We start from the raw sequence: 21,979 nt of genomic DNA, 5'->3' as shown, positions 1-21,979 counted from the left end.
GCGGGGTCTCGGCCGCCCTTTCTACCACTGGAGTTCGCCGTTTCCTTCACCCCTTGCTGTTATGGAGGTGAACGGACCAAAGGATGAGATCATTAAATATCATGCTTAAGGTGATTTTATTTTAGATACTAAACCCCTCTACATATAAGGCTTTAGATCACTTTAAGGAATATTTGATTTAACCACAGATTTTAAATCAGAAAACCTTACGATAGCTGCGGTTCCGTTAGTCACCATTCGGCTAAGGTGGGCTGGGAAACGGGCTGACTCCTCCGGAATAACGGGCGAGCGAGACCCCGCAAGGAGCGTAGCGGATGAGGAGGCTCGATCGTTCGTCCGGGGAAAGCAGCCCGTTTCCCAGCCCGCCGATCTCCACAAAAGCAACGGAACCACTCCGCACCAGCTTATTCAACATAACTGACATATAACTGAATAACAACATATAAAGTTTTACTTTCTCTCCACTTGGCTAAGCTTTTCCTAATACTGCTATTGAGTTTTTTGATTGGAATTCTTATAATGGTAAAGTTAAGATGAACGTTTGGGAACGATAATGATAAAGAGGTGATCTAATCTTGTCTGAAGAGCGTACACCCGTTCAAGTGCGTCTTGTCACAGAGATTCAAGATCAAGAACAGAAGGATCAGATCGTTGTAGAAGAGCCTGGCGATTATATTCAAAAAGGCAATGCATGTATCCTTCGTTTCACAGAAACACACGAAGAAGAACAAATCGATAATCTCGTTACAATACAAGAAGACAAAGTGATTGTACGACGAACAGGTCCGGTGCGTATGAACCAGGTCTTTCGCAATAAACAAGTCACAGAAAACGTCTACCATCACCCGTACGGGAATTTTCATATGGAAACCACAACACACACCATTCAGCACCAAGATTCTGATGAAAGCGCAAATGGCAGTTTGCAGATCGATTATGATCTAGTGATGAATGGAGAGCAAAAGCAGCGTCACCTTCTTTCGCTGCAGTATAAAGAGGAGGACCAAACATGAATATCGTTGAGCAAATGGAACAAACGCTTAAAGATGAAATTGTTCAAGCGGTTTTAAAAGCAGAACTAGCAACAGAGAGTGAGCTACCAACCGTTGTGTTAGAACAGCCCAAAGATAAAAATCATGGTGACTATGCGACAAACATGGCCATGCAGCTAGCACGTGTTGCACGTAAAGCACCTCGCCAAATCGCAGAGGATATCGTTGAACATTTTGACCAATCCAAAGCATCCATCAAGCAAGTTGAAATTGCAGGACCAGGTTTTATTAACTTTTTCATGGACAACCAGTATCTTACTAATCTTGTCCCAACGATCTTAAAAGCTGGTGAAAGCTATGGTGCAAGTCAAGTCGGAAAAGGCCATAAGATTCAAGTCGAGTTTGTTTCCGCAAACCCAACTGGTGACCTTCACCTTGGCCACGCTCGTGGTGCATCTGTAGGAGACTCTCTTTGTAACATCCTTGATAAAGCCGGCTATAATGTAGCAAGAGAATACTACATCAATGATGCTGGTAACCAGATCAACAGCCTAGCAATCTCTGTTGAAGCTCGCTACCTACAAGCTTTAGGTGAAGATATCGAGATGCCAGAAGAGAGTTACCGCGGTAGTGACATCATCGAACTTGGTAAAAAGCTAGCTGAAGAATATGGCGATGAGTGGAAAAACAAGCCTCAAGAAGAACGCCTTGATTTCTTCCGTGAATACGGATTGAAATATGAATTGAAAAAGATCGAAGAAGACCTTGCTCAATACAGAGTTCCGTTTGATCACTGGTTCTCCGAAACATCCCTTTACAAACAAGGCAAAATTGAAGAGACACTTAAAACGCTAAATGAAAAAGGCTTTGTTTACGAACAAGACGGAGCAACGTGGTTCCGTACTACTGATTTTGGTGATGATAAAGACCGCGTTCTAATTAAAAATGACGGAAGCTACACGTATCTAACACCAGATATCGCTTATCACCAAAATAAACTTGAGCGTGGATATGAAACACTGATTAACATTTGGGGAGCAGACCACCATGGCTACATTCCTCGAATGAAAGCAGCGATCCAAGCTCTAGGTAACGATGCGGATACGCTTGAAGTTGAAATTATCCAAATGGTAAACCTGTTCCAAAACGGTGAAAAAGTGAAAATGAGTAAACGTACAGGGAAAGCTGTTACCTTGCGTGAATTAATGGACGAAGTAGGAATTGACGCAATGCGTTACTTCTTCGTTATGCGTTCTAGCGATTCACACTTAGATTTTGATATGGACCTTGCTAAGTCTGAATCGAACGATAACCCAGTCTATTATGTTCAGTATGCGCACGCACGTATTTGCAGCATGCTGCGCCAAGCTCAGGAAAAAGGCATCGAGACAACGGGAGACTTCGATGCTTCACTTTTAACGGCAGAAAAAGAAGAAACACTTCTTAAACGCCTTGGAGACTTCCCATCGGTTGTAGCCGATGCAGCACAGAAACGTACACCACACCGTGTAACACAGTACGTATTTGACTTAGCTTCTGATCTGCATAGCTTCTACAATGCCGAAAAAGTTCTAGACCTAGAGGCGCCAGAACGCACAAAGGCAAGAATGGCTCTAATGGAAGCAGTTCGTCAGACGCTAGAAAATGCACTAAAACTTATCGGTGTATCAGCACCTGAACGTATGTAGGAACAAAAGCGCAAGCCCCTTCGTTTCTGAGCGCTGGATGTGGCCCCGCTCCCATTAAAATGTTATACACAAGTCACAAATTTTATTATTTCCTAAATCTATAAAAGAGCGCGACACGGTCGTGCTCTTTTTCCTCTTATTATGAAAATGGACACATTTTTAATGATTCATGAAAATATTGAGCAACATAAGAGAAAGAATTTGAGACAAAAGGAGTTAAGAACATGAAACTAGTATTGCTATCCCTGGTAACAGGATTTTTCGTAGGATTTGTTTTCGCTCTATTTAAATTACCAATCCCAGCACCACCAGCACTTGCAGGTGTTGTGGGGATATTTGGAATTTACGGTGGCTTTAAAGCGTATGAAATGCTTCAGCCGATGATTGAATCTTGGTTTAGCTAATAAAAATAAAAAAAACACATGCAGTTTCTATATAGAGAAGCATGTGTTTTTTTATGGCATAACCCTAAAACTCCACAACCCCACCAGCTAAACGCTTCACCCCACGTACTGCTGCTAACTCATCCATGAACTTCATCAGCGCGCGATCCTTCTCCTTAGCTTCGATCATCACATCAAGCTCGTCTGTCACCTCACGACAAGCCTTCAAAAATGGCAAAGCAAATTCCAAATCTACAAAATCAGCATGACTGCGATATTGTTTTTCACTTTTGGGAGAAGAGATATGAACTTTAGGCGGCCAACCTGTACGATTCCAAGTTGCAAAAAAGCGTTCTAACAGCCCTTCATAAGAAACAGAACTCAAATTCGCCATTTCATGATGATAATCAAACATGACCGGGATATCAGCATGTTCTGCAATCTCTAACGTTTCCTCCCCTGTATATGTTTTGTCATCATTTTCTATTGTCATCTGTCCTATAACTTCATCAGGCATTCGCTGAATATTTTTCTTAAACCGCTCAAGTGCCAGACTCTTATCACCATAAGCTCCACCAATATGAATATTGATATAACCTTCCTTTTCTAATCCCATTGCTTCAAGCATGCGATAATGAAATTCCATATCTCGAACTGAATTCTCGATCACATGCTCCTTGTCACTAGTGAAAAGAGTAAACTGGCCAGGATGAAAACTAGTCCTCAATCTAGCATCTCGAACAATTTCACCAAGCTCTTGCCACTCCTCGTGAAAAGGAGTCACAAAATCCCAATACACCTCAGGGTGAGTAGCAAGTGGAACGATGGAGGAGGAGAAACGATACAAAGGAATCTCTGCTGCTCGATTTAGAAATAATGCTCGCTTCGTATTGTATAAGTTCGCCCGAGTAACTTCATGTAACTTGTCCACTCGTTCCTGCTTCGTCATATTCGAGTATCTTTTAAATGTTAGCGTTTTAGCTGGCCGGGCTTCCCACAGAGTTAAAGCGTGAGAAACGTATCCAAACCGTATCCTCATCAGAGACATCCTTTCTATAAGAGCGGACGGAAAAAGTAGGCGATTCCTGTTCGTATTTTTGTTCCAAAGTTAAAGTGCTTGTCTGCATGATCATTAAATCTTTCGCTATCTTGAACATCTCTCAAAAAGGCCAATCGCAAATCAACAACAAAACGTGAATTAAAAATAAGTGTGTTTACTTCCTTATTTAGAAACAGACTACGACGATCAAAGTTAGCAGTTCCGATATCACAAAGCTGTTTATCCACTATAATAACTTTGGCGTGATAAAACCCCATATCAAAGAGATACACTTCTCCTCCAGCCCTCGTAAGACGATCCATGTAAGGGATGCCAGCTTCTTTTACGAGTAAGTGGTCAGCTTTCATAGGTGCAATGACTTTGATATCTACACCCCGTTTCAGTGCTCTCAATAGTGCTTGGAACAGTCGCTCACTCGGAATGAAGTAAGGTGTTCCGATAAAGATTTCTTCTTCTGCCTCATCGATTAGAGTTAGAAAAACATCCTCTAACTGTCCGCCGTCAGTGGCTGCGATTTCAATATCCTTATCCCCAGTTGTATTGGTGGGTAACTTAGGAGAGGTGGTCTGCTTTGTAGCTAAATACCAATCATCAAAAAAGGTAGTTAATAGATCGTGAACAACAGGACCGGTTAGGCGGAGGTGATAATCACGCCAATTGCCAAGCTCTGCGTCTTTCCCAAGATATTCTTTCCCAACGTTAAATCCACCGACATAGCCGGTATCTCCATCAACCACCGTGATTTTACGATGGTTTCGACGTTGAGTTCTATAAAATAAGTAAGGGAATTTCGGTTTTGCGCAAAATGAAAATTCAACACCCGATTGCTCCAAATCTTTAATAATCTTGGGGGTGATACGAAATCCACCAATACGGTCAAGCATAAAACGAACCTTAACACCTTCCTCAGCTTTTTGCTTCAATAAGCTCATGAGCTCCTGGCTAATGGGATCAGTCTTTACAATGAAAAAGATCATATTGATTTCCTGTTTAGCATATCGAATGTCTTCAAACATATCTCTAAACAGAGGATCTCCAGCCGTATAAAGTTGATAGTCTCCACTTGTTCTAGTGAAATCAAGAAAGCGTAAATGTTTTAAGTGATTTCGCTTCCCTAACTTAAAATCAATTAAGATGAAAGCGATGAATAAAATAAGTGCACAAATAATAATTAGGACGATCATCATAAAATGTGACCCCTTTCCAACAACCTAGATAAGCCTTGATATGTATAGTCTTTTCTAGCTTTCCCTCTTTTATAAAAAAATGAACATGAAATTAAAAGTAGGAAAGTAGTTGACTGAATGCTCATTCATTATTAATATAAAGGTATAGAATTCAGAATATTTTTGTTTGCGTAACGATTTTTTGAAAGCGTTTTACTGTTGTAGGTTCACTTAGACTATAAAAGGGGGGCACATAAATGGATCTACTTATGCTGAACTGGATATTGTTTTTGGCAGTAACAATATACGGATTATTTCTATTTGTTCAGGTTGTTCGCACGCGCATTTCCTACATTAAAATGGGGAAAAAGATTGACTTTGATATGCAATTAAAAGAGCGTGTGAAGGATATTGGGGTCTATGTGTTTGGACAGAAAAAGTTATTAAAGGACAAGAAATCAGGCGCTATTCACGTCATGATGTTTTACGGATTTATTTTAGTACAATTTGGCGCAATCGATTTTATCATTAAGGGATTATCACCTGGCGCACACTTGCCGTTAGGTCCACTATATCCTGGGTTTGTATTCTTTCAGGAACTTGTAACACTTACAATTGTGGTGGCAGTGGTTTGGGCCTTTTACCGTCGTTACATTGAAAAGCTTGTACGCTTGAAGCGAGGCTTAAAAGCGGGACTTGTACTTATTTTTATCGGAACATTAATGGTCTCTGTTCTTTTAGGAAATGGAATGGAGCTTATATGGCATAACGAATCTGCAACATGGACAGAGCCAGTGGCATCGCTTATAGCGTTAGCATTTGGCTGGATTGGAGAAACAGCGGCAGTTGCTGTATTTTTCTTCTCTTGGTGGGTTCACCTTCTGATTTTACTAACGTTCCTCGTGTACGTGCCGCAATCCAAGCACGCACACTTGCTTGCTGCACCAGTAAACGTCTTTATGAACCAAGATAAACGGGTAGGAAAACTTTCGAAAATCGACTTTGATGTTGATGAGGAAGAGGCAGAGGAAGTTTCTTTCGGTGCTGGTAAGATTGAAGACTTTTCTTATTTACAGATGATTGATTTATATGCCTGTGTCGAGTGTGGACGTTGTACGAATGCATGTCCAGCAACCGGAACAGGGAAGATGCTGTCTCCAATGGATTTAATCATTAAATTACGTGATCATCTGACTGAAAAAGGAGCAGCGGTTACGGGTAACACGCCTTGGGTTCCGTCTTATGCTTTTTCAAATACGAACGGAAATCAGCTAGCACAAATGGCAAAAGCTTCTCAAGGGCAGCAAGAGCAAGCAGCAAGTCTTGAAAATATTGAAACATCAAGCCTTATTGGCGATGTTATTACAGAAGAAGAAATCTGGGCTTGTACAACGTGTCGTAACTGTGAAGATCAGTGTCCAGTTATGAATGAACACGTTGATAAGATTGTAGACTTACGCCGTTATCTTGTTCTAACGGAAGGTAAAATGGATCCGGATGCGCAACGTGCCATGATGAACATTGAGCGCCAGGGTAACCCTTGGGGACTTTCTAAGAAAGAACGTGAAGACTGGAAGGATTCAAATGAGCAAGTTAAAGTTCCAACGGTAAAAGAACTGCAAAAAGAAGGCGAAGAGTTTGAATACCTGTTCTGGGTAAGTTCAATGGGGTCTTACGATAATCGCTCTCAAAAAATTGCGATGGCATTCGCAAAACTGCTTAATGAAGCTGGCGTGAAGTTTGCGATTCTTGGTAACAAAGAGCGTAACTCAGGCGATACAGCTCGCCGTATGGGAAATGAGTTCTTATTCCAGGAACTTGCTGAGAAGAACATTAAAGAATTTGAAAAGAACGAAATCAAAAAGATCGTTACAATTGATCCTCACGCTTATAACGTATTTAAGAATGAGTATCCGGACTTCGGTTTTGAAGCTGAAGTATATCACCATACAGAACTATTGCATGAGCTTGTAGAACAAGGTCGCTTGAAGCCGGAACACGCTGTTAACGAAAGAATTACGTATCATGACTCTTGCTACCTAGGTCGTTACAACGAGGTTTACGAACCACCTCGTGAGATTATGAAACGTATCCCGGGTCTTGAGGTTGTGGAAATGGAACGTAGTCGTGAAAACGGTATGTGCTGTGGTGCCGGCGGCGGTCTAATGTGGACGGAAGAGAAAACTGGAACACGCATTAACGTAGCTCGTACAGAGCAAGCGTTGAAAACAGAACCATCCATGATCTCTACAGGTTGCCCGTTCTGTCTAACGATGATCAGTGATGGAACGAAAGCGAAAGAAGTAGAAGATGACGTTCAATCTATGGACGTTGCTGAAGTTCTAGCGTTGTCGATTTTTGGTGACGAAAAAGAGGAACAATCGGCTTAATGTCGAATACGTATTATAGAAGATTAATAGAGTAAGAGTAATGAGCTTCGGCTTCCTTGGAAAAAGGAGGTCGTGGCTTTCCTAATGACACTTTGTCGAGCGAGCGTTCAGTCACTTTTTATTTGCGTAATTTTGAAAGCGTTAACAAAAAAGAGGAGGAATCACAATGACTAAAACGGTAATCGTATCAGGAGCTAGAACACCATTCGGAAAATTCGGAGGAAGCATTAGTACATTAACAGCATCTCAATTAGGTGGCATTGCGATTAAGGGCGTTTTAGAACGCGCGAACTTTAATCCTGCTGATGTAGGAGAAGTCATCATGGGGAGTGTTTTACAAGGTGGTCAAGGACAGCTGCCATCTCGTCAGGCTTCTCGTTATGCAGACTTACCATGGGAAGTAAAAACCGAAACGATTAACAAAGTGTGTGCATCTGGTATGCGAAGCGTCACGCTAGCCGATCAATTCATTCGCCTTGGAGAAGAAAACGTCATTGTAGCTGGTGGTATGGAAAGCATGAGCAACGCACCATATTTCATGCCAAAAGCTCGTTGGGGATATCGTATGGGCGATCAAAAAGTCAAAGACATGATGGTTCATGATGGTCTTACTTGTTCTTTTGAAGGCGTACACATGGGGAATTACGGAAACCTAACAGCTCAAGAATATGAATTAACACGTGAAGAGCAGGATGAATGGGCATACCGCAGTCATCAACGTGCCGTAAAAGCAATGGAAGAAGGAAAGTTAGCTGAAGAAATCGTTGATGTAGAGGTTCCGCAGCGTAAAGGTGATCCAATCGTAGTTAACCAGGATGAAGCACCACGAAAAGATACAACAGTTGAAAGACTAGCTAAATTGAAACCCGTTTTTGATCCAGAAGGCACGATTACAGCTGGTAACGCACCAGGGGTAAATGATGGAGCAGGCGCGATGCTTCTTATGTCAGATGAATATGCTAGCCAGAATGGATACACACCAATGGCTACAATTCTAGCTCATGACGAAGTAGCCGTTGAGGCAAAAGATTTCCCTCAAACGCCAGGTCTCGTGATTAACTCATTATTGAAGAAGACTGGTAAATCGCTTGAAGAAGTAGATCTTTTTGAAGTGAACGAAGCGTTTGCTGCAGTATCACTTGCAAGTGGAAAAATTGCAGGTCTTGATCCTGAAAAAGTCAATGTAAATGGTGGAGCTGTTGCACTTGGACACCCAATCGGAGCAAGTGGTTCACGCATCATTTTGACATTAATGTATGAGTTGAAACGTCGCGGAGGCGGTATTGGAATCGCAGCAATCTGTAGTGGTGGAGGCCAAGGTGACGCGGTCATGATCGAGGTTCCGAAACAATAAAGAAAAGCGGAAGCGCCCGTTTAGCAACGAAGGGACTGGACTGAGCCCGTAGTACGATTAACTAAACTTGCTGATTGGCAAGCCAACAGGCGCAGACAGAAGCTTAGTTGCCGTGGTACTTTTACCTAGAAATTTTAACTACGTCGATTTTCTTCCTTGTTAAAATTTCATGTCTCAAACGTGTAAAGGAAACACGATGAACCTTGGTGAATCGATGTTGACTTATCGTACGGAGAAAGAATGATCGACTAAGTTCGTCACGTCCTGTGACAACGTCGATCTGACCCACGTCGTGTGGGCCCAAGTCCATTCGTTGCTGGGCGCTGGAGCTAGACACCTAGCACCCAGACGACAAAGAACTTATGAACGGGGAGGACATTACACATATGAGTATTCAAAACATTATGGTCATTGGAGCAGGACAAATGGGAGCGGGCATTGCTCAAGTGTGCGCTCAATCTGGTTTCCAAGTAAAACTAAATGACCTTTCACAAGATGCGTTAGATAAAGGGATACAAGGGATTGAAAAACGTTTGGCACGTGCAGTGGAAAAAGGGCGTATGTCAGAGCAAGACCAAACCGATACAAGAAACCGCCTATCCACGACAACTTCCCTGCAAGATAGTAACGATTGTGACATAGTCATTGAAGCGGTTGTAGAAAACATGGACGTTAAAACAAAAGTGTTCAGTGAGCTAGATCAGCATGCACCAAAGCATGCGATCCTGGCATCTAACACATCCTCTTTACCGATTACAGAAATTGCAGCTGTAACGGAGCGTGCGGACCAAGTTATTGGTATGCACTTTATGAACCCAGTACCAGTTATGAAACTTGTTGAAATTATTCGAGGACTTCAAACGAGTGATGAAACATACAAAGCGATTGAAGACATGACGAAGCAACTTGGTAAAAATCCTGTTGAAGTAAACGACTTCCCAGGGTTCGTTTCAAACCGTGTATTAATGCCGATGATCAACGAAGCGATCTACACGGTATATGAAGGTGTTGCAGAGCCAGAAGCGGTAGATGAAGTAATGAAGCTTGGTATGAACCATCCTATGGGTCCATTAACACTGGCGGACTTTATCGGATTGGATACGTGCCTATACATTATGGAAGTGCTCCATGATGGATTTGGAGACAGTAAGTATCGCCCGTGCCCATTACTTCGCCAATACGTAAAAGCAGGATGGCTCGGTAAAAAATCAGGCCGTGGCTTTTACAAGTACGAAGGTTAATAGAACGGAGGAACTAGCATGAATCTTACCTTTACTGAAGAACAGAACATGATGAGGAAAATGGTCCGCGATTTTGCCCAGAATGAAGTCGCTCCTGCGGTTGAGAAAATGGATCGTGAAGATGAATTCCCAACTCATCTTGTCAAAAAGATGGGCGAGCTTGGCCTAATGGGGATTCCAATTCCTGAGGAGTACGGTGGAGCTGGTATGGACTTCACATCCTACATCATCGCCATTCATGAGCTTTCCAAGGTGAGTGCATCTGTAGGCGTTATATTGTCTGTGCATACCTCAGTGGGGACGAACCCAATTTTATATTTTGGTAATGAAGAGCAGAAGCAAAAATATATTCCGAAACTAGCATCAGGTGAATACATTGGAGCTTTTGCTTTAACAGAACCTGCGGCAGGATCTGATGCCGGTAGTTTGAAAACAAGAGCTCACAAAGAGGGCGACCATTATATTTTAAATGGTTCTAAAGTATTCATCACAAACGGTGGTGCTGCAGATACGTTTATCGTGTTTGCTCGTACTGACAAAGATGCCGGATCAAAAGGTTTGTCCGCATTCATCGTTGAACGAGACACACCAGGATTTGAAATTGGTAAAAAGGAAAAGAAAATGGGGATGAATGGCTCCAGTACGGTTCAGCTTAATTTTGACCAGTGTAAAATCCCTTCTTCTCAATTACTTGGAGAAGAAGGGGAAGGGTTCAAAATTGCGATGGCTAACTTAGATGTTGGGCGAATCGGAATTGCGGCTCAATCACTTGGTATCGCAGAAGCATCCCTTGAACACGCAGTAGATTATGCGAAAGAACGCGAGCAGTTTGGTAAGCCCATCGCGCAACACCAAGGGATCTCCTTCAAGCTTGCTGATATGGCAACAGAGGTCGAAGCTTCTAAACTATTAACCTACAATGCTGCCTCACTAAGAGGGCAAGGCATTTCGTGTGGTAAGGAAGCATCCATGGCGAAAATGTTCGCATCCAAAACAGCTGTTAAAGCATCGACTGAAGCAATTCAGGTTTATGGAGGCTACGGCTTTACTGAGGATTATCCAGTAGAACGCTTCTTCCGTGATGCAAAGGTTTGTGAGATTTACGAAGGTACGAATGAAATCCAACACGTTGTAATAGCGAAACACCTGTTAAAAGGTTAAGGAGGAAGATACATGAATTTTCAACTAACTGAAGAACAAGAAATGCTACGTAAAATGGTCCGCGACTTTGCAAAAAACGAAGTCGAACCAACAGCAGCAGAGCGTGATGAAGAAGAACGATTTGACCGTGAGATTTTTGACAAGATGGCTGAGCTAGGTCTAACAGGTATTCCATGGCCAGAAGAGTATGGCGGCATAGGCTCTGACTACGTAAGCTATGTCATTGCTGTTGAGGAGTTATCTCGCGTTTGTGCTTCTACAGGGGTAACCCTTTCTGCACATATCTCATTATGTAGTTGGCCGATTTTCAAATACGGTAACGAAGAGCAAAAGAAAACCTTCTTAGCTCAGTTAGCTTCAGGTGAAAAACTAGGTGCATTCGCCCTTTCTGAACCAGGAGCAGGCTCTGACGTATCATCTATGCGTACAATGGCGAAAGAAGAAGGCGACTCTTATGTACTTAACGGAAGCAAAGTATGGATCACAAACGGCGGTGTAGGCGATCTGTATGTTGTGTTTGCCAAGACGGATGCAGATGCCAAACATAGAGGAATAAGCGCATTTATCGTTGAAAAAGGAACCCCTGGCTTCACGTTCGGGAAGAAAGAGAAAAAGCTAGGCATTCGCTCATCCCCAACAACGGAGCTTATTTTTGAAGACTGTAAGATTCCGAAAGAAAACATGCTAGGAAAAGAAGGAGAAGGGTTCAAGATCGCGATGTCTACACTAGACGGTGGACGTAACGGAATTGCAGCTCAGGCACTTGGTATTGCACAAGGTGCTCTTGATGCATCAGTTGATTACGCAAAAGAGCGTGAGCAGTTCGGAAAACCAATTGCGCAAAACCAGGGGATCTCCTTCAAGCTTGCGGACATGGCAACTGAAATTGAAGCGTCTCGTCTCTTAACTTACCAGGCAGCATGGTTAGAGTCTGAAGGAAAGCCTTATGGAAAAGCTTCTGCTATGTCAAAACTATACGCTGGTGATGCGGCAATGCGTATTACGACAGAAGCGGTTCAAGTATTCGGAGGCTATGGTTATACAAAAGACTACCCAGTTGAGCGATACATGCGTGATGCGAAAATCACTCAAATCTATGAAGGTACACAGGAAATTCAGCGTCTAGTAATCGGACGTATGCTTACGAAGGAATAGAAAGGACGAACTCCATGCATAAGCTGGCTGAACGGATCGCAAACAAAGACTTACGAGCCATGGCACGAGCGATCACACTAGTTGAAAACGATGATCCAGAAAAGCTTGATCTATTAAGTGATCTCTTTTCAATTAAAAAGCAAGCCCATTATATCGGAATTACGGGATCGCCCGGGGCTGGGAAGAGTTCACTAGTCAATCGTCTTCTCACACACCTCAGGTCAAAAGGGTTAACCGTTGCTGTCATTGCTGTTGACCCGACAAGTCCGTTCAGTGGTGGAGCGTTATTAGGTGATCGGGTTCGAATGAATGACCACTTTACAGATCCTGGTATCTATATTCGTAGTATGGCTACAAGAGGATCACTTGGTGGTTTGTCTCGAGCAACCAAAGACACGATTCGAATCTGCGATGCCTATGGCTTTGATGTCATATTAGTTGAAACAGTAGGAGTCGGGCAATCTGAACTCGATATTATGAAAGTCGTAGATACGACTTCCGTTGTGTTAACGCCTAATAGCGGTGATGTTCTACAAATTTTCAAAGCAGGCATCATGGAAATCGCTGATCTTTTTATCATTAACAAAGCTGACTTACCAGGTGTAAGAAAGCTTAAAACACAATTAGAAGAATTCATGATGATTTCAGGAGCGCGAGGGTGGCAACCACCAATCGTAGAGACGGTTTCTACAGAAAACAAAGGAATCGAATCATTGTGGGGTGAACTGAATCGTCATAATCAATACTTATATGAAACAGAACAAGGGCATAAACAGCGGAAGCAACAACTTCAATATGAAGTCTATGACTTAATGCGAGAAGAACTCTGGCAGGATATCTACCAAACCATCGAAAAGGATTCCGAAAAGCAAAAAAGATTAGATGACGCAAATGCTGACCCTTATCAACTAGCCAAAGCATGGCTTGCGGAATGGAAGCAGGGAGGGGGATGAGACGTTGATGATGAAAAAGGTACCTTCATCGATTAAGGATGAAAGGTTGATCGTGAAACGTCGCGACCAGATGATCAAAGGAGCCGTGGCTTTATTTAAGCAAAAAGGCTTTCATAAAACGACAACACGTGAAATTGCCAAGGCTTCTGGTTTTAGTATAGGTACGCTCTATGAATATATTCGAACCAAAGAAGACGTCCTATTTCTCGTTTGTGATTTTATTTATGAACGAGTTAGAGATGGCATGGAGCAAGCGATTGATACAAATGAAAAAGGAATGCCTAGCTTGAAGAATGCAATCCAATCTTATTTTCAGTTAATGGACGATATGCAGGATGAAGTTGTCGTAATGTATCAAGAGGTAAAGTCTCTCTCCAAAGATGCTCAAGATTACGTTTTAAAAAAAGAAATGAACATGCTTCAAATGCTGGAGCAAGTCATTGAAAATAGCCTACCAACATCGATGTCAAAGGAAGACATCCAACTTATTGCGAATAACATCTTTGTTCAAGGACAAATGTGGGGATTTCGACGTTGGATGCTTCAAAAACAATTTACGTTAGAAGAGTACACAGAACGCCAAATGCACTTTTTGTTTGAAGGTTTGCAAGTTACGAAAGAAGCATAACTTTAAGTGAGGAAAGAGGAGGAACTCGTATGGAACAACCTGAAATGTATAAACCGAAGCATGCTGTACGTTTTGTTACAGCTTCGAGTTTGTTTGATGGTCACGATGCGTCGATTAACATTATGCGTCGTATTTTACAGGCGAGTGGAGCAGAGGTTATTCATTTAGGTCATAACCGTTCAGTTGAAGAAGTTGTAAATGCAGCTGTCCATGAAGATGCACAAGGCATCGCAATCTCGTCTTATCAGGGCGGACATGTTGAGTACTTTAAATACATGGTAGATCTTTTGAAGGAAAAAGGTGCTGACCACATCCGTGTATATGGCGGCGGTGGAGGCGTTATTATTCCACGGGAAATTAAAGAACTTCATGATTACGGTGTCTCTCGTATTTTCTCTCCTGAAGACGGACGCAATTGGGGTCTTCAAGGGATGATTAACCGTATGCTTGAAGAGTGTGATTTTCAAACACCGATCAATTTAGATGAAGACTTGAAGAAGTTAAAAGAAGGAGAACCTCAAGCTATTGCTCGCTTTATCTCCTGTGTCGAGAACACGTCAAAAGAAGAACTGAATGCAGCAGCAGCTGTTGAGCAAGTTCTCGAGCAACAAAATAAAACCATTCCTGTGCTTGGAATTACAGGGACAGGTGGAGCAGGTAAAAGCTCTTTAACAGATGAATTAATTCGTAGATTTTTGAATGAAGTACCGGATAAGAAGATTGCCATTCTATCCGTAGATCCAACGAAGAAGAAAACGGGTGGTGCTCTATTAGGGGACCGTATTCGTATGAATGCTATTTTCTCCTATCGCGTATATATGCGTTCACTTGCCACACGTGATTCTCGTAGTGAGCTATCCAAATCCATTCAAGAAGCGATAGATGTCGTTAAAGCTTCAGGTTTTGATTTCATTATTGTAGAGACAAGCGGAATTGGGCAGGGTGATGCTGCCATTACAGACGTGACAGACTTGTCCATGTATGTCATGACAGCAGAATTCGGAGCACCGACACAGCTTGAAAAGATCGATATGATTGATTTTGCTGACTTTATCGTCATTAATAAGTTTGAACAAAAAGGATCAGCAGATGCACTACGCCAAGTACGAAAACAGTTTGAGCGCAGTCATATGAAGTTCCATGAAGACCATAGCACGTTCCCTGTTTTCGGTACGATTGCAAGTCAGTTTAACGATCCAGGGACGAACACATTATTCGCAGCTTTAATTGATAAGCTGAATGAAGCCTATTCTTGGGATGAGTCTACGCCATTTGAACGTGTGACAGATGTTGAGAAGCAAGATCTAATTATCCCACCAGATCGTCGTCAGTATTTACGTGATATCGTTCAAACAGTGCGTAATTATCATGATAAAGCGCATGAGCAAAGTGAACTAGCACGTAAATGGTTCCAACTCAGAGGAAGTGCGGACTTATTAGAAAATCAAGAGGCACACCAAGCGGTTGATGAGCTAGCGAAGACATATGAAAAAAAGCTTGAACCAGAAGCAAAGAAAGCACTTGAAAATTGGGATGATACCAAAGAACGTTACGCTCAGGATCAAATGACGTTCAAGATCCGTGATAAAGAAATAACGATGGACCTAAACACGGAAACGTTATCTGGTTTGAAGATTCCTAAGGTCGCATTACCTCACTATAAAGACTGGGGCGATAGACTTCTTTGGTTAATGAAAGAAAACGTGCCAGGTGCCTTCCCATTCACTGCAGGAGTATTCCCGTTCAAGCGTAAAGGGGAAGATCCAACACGTCAGTTTGCTGGAGAAGGAACACCAGAGCGTACAAATCGTCGCTTCCACTACCTTTCAGAAGGGGAGCCTGCTAAACGTCTAAGTACAGCGTTTGACTCGGTTACATTATATGGGGAAGATCCAGATGAGCGTCCTGACATTTACGGAAAAGTTGGAGAAAGTGGCGTATCCATCTGTACATTAGATGACATGAAAAAGCTTTACGCAGGGTTTGATCTATGTAATCCAACAACATCCGTATCGATGACGATTAATGGACCTGCTCCAATTATTCTAGCGATGTTCTTTAACACAGCAATCGATCAGCAGCTTGAGCGCTTTAAGGAGCGTGAGGGTCGTGAGCCGAGTCCTGAAGAGCATCAGCAAATTAAAGAAGAAACGATTTCTGTTGTACGTGGTACAGTTCAGGCAGATATTTTGAAAGAAGACCAAGGTCAAAACACTTGTATCTTCTCTACTGAATTTGCACTTCGTATGATGGGAGATATTCAACAATACTTTATCGACCATGAAGTCCGAAACTACTATTCGGTTTCTATTTCTGGTTATCACATTGCTGAAGCGGGTGCGAATCCGATTACACAGCTTGCATTCACACTTGCAAATGGTCTTACGTATGTCGAGTACTATTTAAGCCGTGGTATGGATATCAATAAGTTTGCACCAAACCTTTCCTTCTTCTTCTCGAACGGATTGGATCCAGAATACACCGTAATGGGACGTGTAGCACGTAGAATTTGGGCGATCATTATGCGTGATAAGTACGGTGCGAATGAACGCAGTCAGAAACTGAAGTATCACATTCAAACGTCTGGACGTTCTTTACACGCTCAAGAAATTAACTTTAACGACATTCGTACAACACTTCAGGCGCTAATTGCGATTCAGGATAACTGTAACTCCTTACACACAAACTCTTATGATGAAGCGATCACAACGCCAACAGAAGAATCTGTACGTCGTGCGATGGCGATCCAAATGATTATTAACAAAGAGTTCGGATTAACGAAAAATGAAAACTCTATACAAGGATCTTTCGTGGTTGAAGAATTAACGGATCTAGTAGAAGAAGCGGTATTACAAGAGTTTGAACGTATCAATGACCGTGGCGGCGTATTAGGTGCTATGGAACGTCAATACCAGCGCGGTAAGATCCAGGAAGAATCCTTATACTATGAAGGCAAAAAACACAGTGGAGAACTTCCGATTGTTGGAGTGAACACGTACCTAAATCCAAACCCTCAATCAGAAGACGATATCAACTCCATGGAACTTGCCCGTGCATCTAAAGAAGAAAAAATGCACCAAATCACAGAACTTCGCAACTTCCAACAAAAACACGCTGACAAAACTGAAGAAGGATTGCAGCGCTTAAAAGAAGTAGCGAAAAACGGTGGCAACGTATTCGAAGAGTTAATGGAAACCGTTAAAGTAGCCAGCCTAGGCCAAATTACCAATGCATTATATGAAGTTGGTGGCCAGTACCGTAGAAATATGTAAAGTAGAAACACATGTGGTTTCGCATTAGAAATCACATGTGTTTTTGATATGCAGGCTTTGTTAATGAATATTCTTGATATATTCGTTAAGTTTATATGTTCAGTGGAAGTAACTTTGAATAAGCTGGTGCGGGATGGTTTCGTTATGTTTATGCAGTTCGGTGGGCTGTGGAATGGATTGCTTTCCCCGGCCTCACACGACGTGGGGTCGTTCGATGTTGCTACAGGATGTAGCGCTCTTAGTCGAACTTCCTTGTTTATTTTACAGCTTCCTCGTCACTACGTTCCTGCGTGATCTCGCTCGCCCTTTCCACCGGAGGAGTCAACCCGTTCCACAGCCATGTTAAAGTTTTCTAACTTGATATTTAAATTAGATTTTAAAAGGTTTGCTAGGATAACTAATAATGATTACAAGACTCATTAGAGATCTACTTCACAAATAGGGTCCGTTAACATCCACAATTGCAAGGGGTGAAGGAAACGGTGAACTCCAGTGGTAGAAAGGGCGGCCGAGATCCCGCAAGGAGCGTAGCGGATGAGGAAGCTCGGGCGGTCTTCCACAGGAGTATCACCGTTTCAATGAACCCCTTACTCTTTTCCCAGCAACGGACTCCTCCAATATGGAGTTCTTAAGATAGTTAAAATGTAAGAAAACTAGAGATAAATCAAATTTTCTTGCCTTACTCCTAGCATAAACAATACTCATTTGTTTATAATGTATGATATGGTTGAAACAACGCCTCATAGAATTTATACTTATTAGTTATGATAAAGAATTTTTGATATAAAGGGAGTGCTGGCCGTGAGCTTTAAAAACTATAGCCACGATGAGATTGCTGAAATGTCAATGATTGAAATCGCCCATGAAGTGCTTACAGACGAAAAACAAGCGCTAGATTTCAATGAACTTTTTGATAAAGTAGCAAGCATTAAAGGCTTCACAAAAGAGCAAAAGAAAAAATGGATTGCGCAATTGTTCACAGATCTAAATGTTGATGGACGTTTCTTAACGATTGGATCAAATATGTGGGGATTAAAACGCTGGTACCCAGTTGAGCAAGCAGAAGAAGAAATCCAAGCACCTGTAAAGAAGAAAAAGAAAAAAGCACCAGCCAAGAGCAAGAAGAAGAAGAAGGAAGAGGAAGAAGAGTCTGATATTGAAGAAGAAGAAATTGAAGACGACCTTGACCTTGATGATGAAGAACTTGATCTAGACGAAGATGGCGAAGAAAATAGTGGCTTAGATGAAGACTTTGATCTTTCTGAAGATGATGATGACTATTCTGAAACAGAAGCAAATGATGAAAGTCTTAACGAAATTAGTGATGAAGAAGACGATGAGGAAGAGGAAGAAGACGACAACCTATAATCGTCTTGACTTTGTTAGATGATATCAGTATTATATGATTTGGGCTCTTTAAAATAAGATTCGACATTCCAAGCGCTCCCGTTCATTTAACGGGAGCGCTTTTCTTATTTATAATGAAAATAAATTTTTTAAAGATGCGAACCCTAAAGAAAATAGGCTTATTTGCTTGAATAATGGAATTCATACAATAAATAGGATGAGATGCATGGTCATCTGAAATGTCCTTAAGAAAAACGAAAAGGAAGAGGGATAAGTTATGGCGGAGACAAAGTATATCTTTGTAACTGGAGGAGTTGTTTCCTCACTTGGTAAAGGAATCACTGCTGCTTCATTAGGGCGTCTTTTGAAAAATCGTGGATTAAAGGTGACAATTCAAAAGTTTGACCCTTATATTAACGTTGACCCAGGTACGATGAGCCCGTATCAGCATGGTGAGGTTTTTGTTACGGAAGATGGTGCGGAAACCGACTTGGACCTAGGCCATTATGAGCGTTTTATTGATATTAACCTGAGTCAGTATAGTAACGTAACGACAGGAAAGATCTACTCGACAGTTATCAAGAAGGAACGTCGTGGAGATTATTTAGGCGGAACCGTTCAGGTCATTCCTCACATCACAAATGAGATTAAAGACCGTATTTTCCGAACTGGAAACGAAACAAACGCTGATGTTGTCATCACAGAAATTGGCGGTACAGTTGGGGATATTGAGTCTCTACCATTCCTAGAAGCTATTCGCCAAATGAAGAGTGATATCGGCAAAGAAAATGTTATGTATATCCACTGTACACTTGTTCCTTATATTAAAGCAGCTGGCGAAATGAAAACGAAACCGACACAACACTCTGTTAAAGAACTGCGCTCCCTTGGTATTCAACCTGACACGGTTGTATTACGTACAGAAATGCCTATCAGTCAGGAAATGAAAGAAAAGATTGCTTTATTCTGTGACATTAACGAAAAAGCTGTTATTGAAGCAGGCGACGCTGAAACATTATACGATGTGCCATTAACATTGCAGGAACAGAATTTAGATCAATTAACATGTGATCATTTTGGATTAACTTGTGGAACTGCAGATATGGGAGAATGGAATGATCTCGTTAACCGAGTGAAGAATCTACAAAATCATACGAAGATTGCAATTGTAGGTAAATATGTCGAGCTTCCAGATGCTTATATTTCTGTTGTTGAGGCATTAAAACATGCAGGGTACTCCTATGACAGTGATGTTACAATTGACTGGATCAATTCTGAGGAAATCACAGCAGATAACGTTGAGGAAAAGCTTTCTGATGCAGACGGAATTCTAGTACCTGGTGGATTCGGAGATCGTGGAATAGAAGGTAAAATTGACGCGATCCGTTATGCTCGTGAGAATAAAGTACCTTTCTTAGGTATCTGCTTAGGTATGCAACTTGCTACTGTAGAGTTTGCTCGTAACGTACTTGGATTGAAAGGTGCTCATTCTGCTGAAATCGATCCAACTACACCTCATCCGATTATCGACTTGCTTCCTGAGCAAAAGGATATTGAAGACATGGGCGGAACACTACGTCTTGGCGTGTACCCTTGTAAACTTACAGACGGTACTCGTACGAAGGAAGCTTACGGGGAAGAGGTTATATACGAACGCCACCGTCACCGCTATGAATTTAATAACCAGTATCGTGAGCAAATGCAGGATGCAGGTTTTGAATTCTCAGGGACAAGCCCAGACGGTCGCTTAGTAGAAATTGTTGAACTATCAGACCACCCTTGGTTCGTAGCTTCACAGTTCCACCCTGAGTTCAAGTCACGTCCTACACGTCCACAACGTTTATTCCATGACTTTGTTGGAGCAAGCTTAAAACAGAAATAGACAGCTACTAAAAAAGGGTTGTGGCAAAAGCCACAACCCTTTTATTCATATTCATCGATGATTTCTTTTGTTGTTACGTAAATAGCCATGTACACATAAAACATAGCGATTACGGATGGAAAGCCTATTCGATCCATATCAAAAGGGAGCAACGGGCCTGCTGTTTTCGTATCAATGTGAAAATCAGCGACTTCCTGCAATGGGTTTTCTTCTTTCGTTAAGGCTGAGATTTGAATAACCTGTGCACCTTGTTTTTGAACCGTATTGACTAGAGCTAGTGCTTCTTCATCATTTGCAAATCGTGATGCAATAATGACACGGTCAATAGAGGATAATGAAATGTCTTCATTATACACATGCTGTTTAGGTAAGGTTTCTGGACCTTCCTCTACTTCATGGATCAGTGATTTCATTTCACCTGTTCCCCAGACATAAATGTGTCCTTCACCCACAATAGCTTGAGCTAAAGCTCTTGCAGCATCTTCAATATGGAGTGTTTCTTTTTCATTTATGCGTTGAAATGTACCTGTTAATTGTGTGGCAAGCATTTTTAACATGAGAAATATCTCCTTATATTTGAAACGTTTTATCTTCTCGTTCGTCTATTAGTAAGGATAGCATAATACGGCCGAATTATAGAAGGGAACGATTTTGCACATTAGATGCAGGAGAATACCATATGTAAAACGAACTAAACAGATAGACATTTATACGCACAAAAAACTTTATACAGTTAGGACGTGATGGAGTAATGGCTAAAACGGTATTGGTAGTAGATGACCAACCTGGAATTCGTATGCTACTCGAGGAAGTAATTAAGAGTGAGGGGTTTAATGTGCTTCAAGCTGTTACAGGTGAAGAAGCTCTTTCAGTAGTCAGGGAAAAACATCCGGACCTAATGCTATTGGACTATAAGCTGCCCGTTAAAGATGGAATAGAAGTTATTGAAGATCTTGAAAAGGAAAATATTCATATTGCATCCGTACTAATGAGTGGTTTAGCAGAAGATGAATTGAAAGATGCACATCAGCATGAAAGTGTGCTAGAAGTTGTTGCTAAACCATTTAATATTCAAGAGATGAAAGATATTATTGTTAATCTTTTGAAATAATTAAAACGTCATATAATTGCGAAAATATCTTTTTTAAAGATGAAAACGTTATCTTGTGGATGGACTGTTGCGCCGCTTAAATGTAGTTGGTATTCTAATAATGTTGAGAGAAAAACTACATAACAGAATCTTGCCAGCAAAAAGTGAACAAGCTATAGGTTGACAAGTTCTGTGAGAATATAAAGGAGGATCTAGT

The 21,979-nt window shown here is 41.6% G+C and carries 17 protein-coding genes; 14 read left to right on the top strand and 3 right to left on the bottom strand.

Annotation, left to right across the window (positions count from 1 at the left end; all coding sequences use genetic code 11):
• Nucleotides 1-575 precede the first annotated feature (575 nt).
• From GS400_RS18375 to GS400_RS18365, 3 genes are all read left to right on the top strand, one after another.
• Entirely contained in the window at nucleotides 576-1,013 is a 438-nt protein-coding gene (locus GS400_RS18375; RefSeq protein WP_160104176.1) for a YwiB family protein, read from the top strand.
• Entirely contained in the window at nucleotides 1,010-2,680 is a 1,671-nt protein-coding gene (argS, locus tag GS400_RS18370; protein ID WP_160104175.1) for an arginine--tRNA ligase, read from the top strand. Before GS400_RS18375 ends, argS begins: the two co-directional genes overlap by 4 nt.
• 224 nt (nucleotides 2,681-2,904) lie before the next feature.
• Nucleotides 2,905-3,084: a XapX domain-containing protein gene (locus GS400_RS18365; protein WP_160104174.1), complete on the top strand. Its 180-nt coding sequence runs from the start codon at nucleotides 2,905-2,907 to the stop codon at nucleotides 3,082-3,084.
• Nucleotides 3,085-3,148: 64 nt separating this feature from the next.
• Here GS400_RS18365 and uvsE read toward each other — a convergent pair whose 3' ends face one another.
• Together uvsE and cls are read right to left on the bottom strand one after the other, a co-directional pair.
• Nucleotides 3,149-4,102, bottom strand: coding sequence for a UV DNA damage repair endonuclease UvsE (gene uvsE, locus GS400_RS18360; protein WP_160104173.1), 954 nt, complete (start codon nucleotides 4,100-4,102; stop codon nucleotides 3,149-3,151).
• Nucleotides 4,103-4,116: 14 nt separating this feature from the next.
• The gene (cls, locus tag GS400_RS18355; RefSeq protein WP_160104171.1) at nucleotides 4,117-5,310 is read right to left on the bottom strand and encodes a cardiolipin synthase; all 1,194 of its coding nucleotides are present in this window, start codon (nucleotides 5,308-5,310) and stop codon (nucleotides 4,117-4,119) included.
• Nucleotides 5,311-5,546: 236 nt separating this feature from the next.
• Here cls and GS400_RS18350 point away from each other — a divergent pair, with 236 nt between their 5' ends.
• The 10 genes from GS400_RS18350 to GS400_RS18305 all read left to right on the top strand — a co-directional run bounded on the left by GS400_RS18350 (nucleotide 5,547) and on the right by GS400_RS18305 (nucleotide 20,672).
• Nucleotides 5,547-7,679: a heterodisulfide reductase-related iron-sulfur binding cluster gene (locus GS400_RS18350; RefSeq protein ID WP_160104170.1), complete on the top strand. Its 2,133-nt coding sequence runs from the start codon at nucleotides 5,547-5,549 to the stop codon at nucleotides 7,677-7,679.
• A 166-nt stretch (nucleotides 7,680-7,845) separates the two neighbouring features.
• Nucleotides 7,846-9,033 (top strand): acetyl-CoA C-acetyltransferase, encoded by a 1,188-nt coding sequence (locus GS400_RS18345; protein ID WP_160104168.1) that lies wholly within the window; start codon nucleotides 7,846-7,848, stop codon nucleotides 9,031-9,033.
• Nucleotides 9,034-9,419: 386 nt separating this feature from the next.
• Nucleotides 9,420-10,274, top strand: a complete 855-nt coding sequence (locus GS400_RS18340) for a 3-hydroxybutyryl-CoA dehydrogenase (protein ID WP_160104167.1) — start codon at nucleotides 9,420-9,422, stop codon at nucleotides 10,272-10,274.
• Between the two features lie 18 nt (nucleotides 10,275-10,292).
• Complete coding sequence (locus GS400_RS18335; protein ID WP_160104166.1) at nucleotides 10,293-11,435, top strand: acyl-CoA dehydrogenase; 1,143 nt, start codon at nucleotides 10,293-10,295, stop codon at nucleotides 11,433-11,435.
• 12 nt (nucleotides 11,436-11,447) lie between these two features.
• Nucleotides 11,448-12,590 (top strand): acyl-CoA dehydrogenase, encoded by a 1,143-nt coding sequence (locus GS400_RS18330; protein ID WP_160104165.1) that lies wholly within the window; start codon nucleotides 11,448-11,450, stop codon nucleotides 12,588-12,590.
• Nucleotides 12,591-12,604: 14 nt separating this feature from the next.
• Nucleotides 12,605-13,543: a methylmalonyl Co-A mutase-associated GTPase MeaB gene (gene meaB, locus GS400_RS18325; protein ID WP_160104164.1), complete on the top strand. Its 939-nt coding sequence runs from the start codon at nucleotides 12,605-12,607 to the stop codon at nucleotides 13,541-13,543.
• A 7-nt stretch (nucleotides 13,544-13,550) separates the two neighbouring features.
• On the top strand, nucleotides 13,551-14,171 hold the full coding sequence (locus GS400_RS18320; protein ID WP_160104690.1) for a TetR/AcrR family transcriptional regulator: 621 nt from the start codon (nucleotides 13,551-13,553) through the stop codon (nucleotides 14,169-14,171).
• A gap of 29 nt (nucleotides 14,172-14,200) precedes the next feature.
• On the top strand, nucleotides 14,201-17,443 hold the full coding sequence (gene icmF, locus GS400_RS18315) for a fused isobutyryl-CoA mutase/GTPase IcmF (RefSeq protein ID WP_160104163.1): 3,243 nt from the start codon (nucleotides 14,201-14,203) through the stop codon (nucleotides 17,441-17,443).
• An 801-nt stretch (nucleotides 17,444-18,244) separates the two neighbouring features.
• Nucleotides 18,245-18,811 (top strand): DNA-directed RNA polymerase subunit delta, encoded by a 567-nt coding sequence (gene rpoE, locus GS400_RS18310; RefSeq protein ID WP_160104162.1) that lies wholly within the window; start codon nucleotides 18,245-18,247, stop codon nucleotides 18,809-18,811.
• 256 nt (nucleotides 18,812-19,067) lie between these two features.
• Nucleotides 19,068-20,672 (top strand): CTP synthase, encoded by a 1,605-nt coding sequence (locus tag GS400_RS18305; RefSeq protein ID WP_160104161.1) that lies wholly within the window; start codon nucleotides 19,068-19,070, stop codon nucleotides 20,670-20,672.
• A gap of 41 nt (nucleotides 20,673-20,713) precedes the next feature.
• Here GS400_RS18305 and GS400_RS18300 read toward each other — a convergent pair whose 3' ends face one another.
• A complete protein-coding gene (locus tag GS400_RS18300; protein ID WP_160104160.1) occupies nucleotides 20,714-21,229 on the bottom strand; it encodes a DUF2529 family protein in 516 nt (171 codons plus the stop codon).
• Between the two features lie 194 nt (nucleotides 21,230-21,423).
• On the opposite strand from GS400_RS18300, the gene GS400_RS18295 reads away from it, so the two are divergent.
• Complete coding sequence (locus tag GS400_RS18295) at nucleotides 21,424-21,783, top strand: response regulator (RefSeq protein WP_160104159.1); 360 nt, start codon at nucleotides 21,424-21,426, stop codon at nucleotides 21,781-21,783.
• Nucleotides 21,784-21,979 lie beyond the last annotated feature (196 nt).

Source organism: Pontibacillus sp. HMF3514 (assembly GCF_009858175.1).
Lineage (GTDB): Bacteria > Bacillota > Bacilli > Bacillales > BH030062 > Pontibacillus.
This window is presented reverse-complemented; position numbering and strand designations above follow the sequence as displayed.

Coding starts and splice junctions, on each gene's coding strand:
- argS (WP_160104175.1), top strand. CDS start 1,010: ATGAATATCGTTGAGCAAATGGAACAAACGCTTAAAGATGAAATTGTT.
- GS400_RS18365 (WP_160104174.1), top strand. CDS start 2,905: ATGAAACTAGTATTGCTATCCCTGGTAACAGGATTTTTCGTAGGATTT.
- uvsE (WP_160104173.1), bottom strand. CDS start 4,102: ATGAGGATACGGTTTGGATACGTTTCTCACGCTTTAACTCTGTGGGAA.
- cls (WP_160104171.1), bottom strand. CDS start 5,310: ATGATGATCGTCCTAATTATTATTTGTGCACTTATTTTATTCATCGCT.
- GS400_RS18350 (WP_160104170.1), top strand. CDS start 5,547: ATGGATCTACTTATGCTGAACTGGATATTGTTTTTGGCAGTAACAATA.
- GS400_RS18345 (WP_160104168.1), top strand. CDS start 7,846: ATGACTAAAACGGTAATCGTATCAGGAGCTAGAACACCATTCGGAAAA.
- GS400_RS18340 (WP_160104167.1), top strand. CDS start 9,420: ATGAGTATTCAAAACATTATGGTCATTGGAGCAGGACAAATGGGAGCG.
- GS400_RS18335 (WP_160104166.1), top strand. CDS start 10,293: ATGAATCTTACCTTTACTGAAGAACAGAACATGATGAGGAAAATGGTC.
- GS400_RS18330 (WP_160104165.1), top strand. CDS start 11,448: ATGAATTTTCAACTAACTGAAGAACAAGAAATGCTACGTAAAATGGTC.
- meaB (WP_160104164.1), top strand. CDS start 12,605: ATGCATAAGCTGGCTGAACGGATCGCAAACAAAGACTTACGAGCCATG.
- GS400_RS18320 (WP_160104690.1), top strand. CDS start 13,551: ATGATGAAAAAGGTACCTTCATCGATTAAGGATGAAAGGTTGATCGTG.
- icmF (WP_160104163.1), top strand. CDS start 14,201: ATGGAACAACCTGAAATGTATAAACCGAAGCATGCTGTACGTTTTGTT.
- GS400_RS18305 (WP_160104161.1), top strand. CDS start 19,068: ATGGCGGAGACAAAGTATATCTTTGTAACTGGAGGAGTTGTTTCCTCA.
- GS400_RS18300 (WP_160104160.1), bottom strand. CDS start 21,229: ATGTTAAAAATGCTTGCCACACAATTAACAGGTACATTTCAACGCATA.
- GS400_RS18295 (WP_160104159.1), top strand. CDS start 21,424: ATGGCTAAAACGGTATTGGTAGTAGATGACCAACCTGGAATTCGTATG.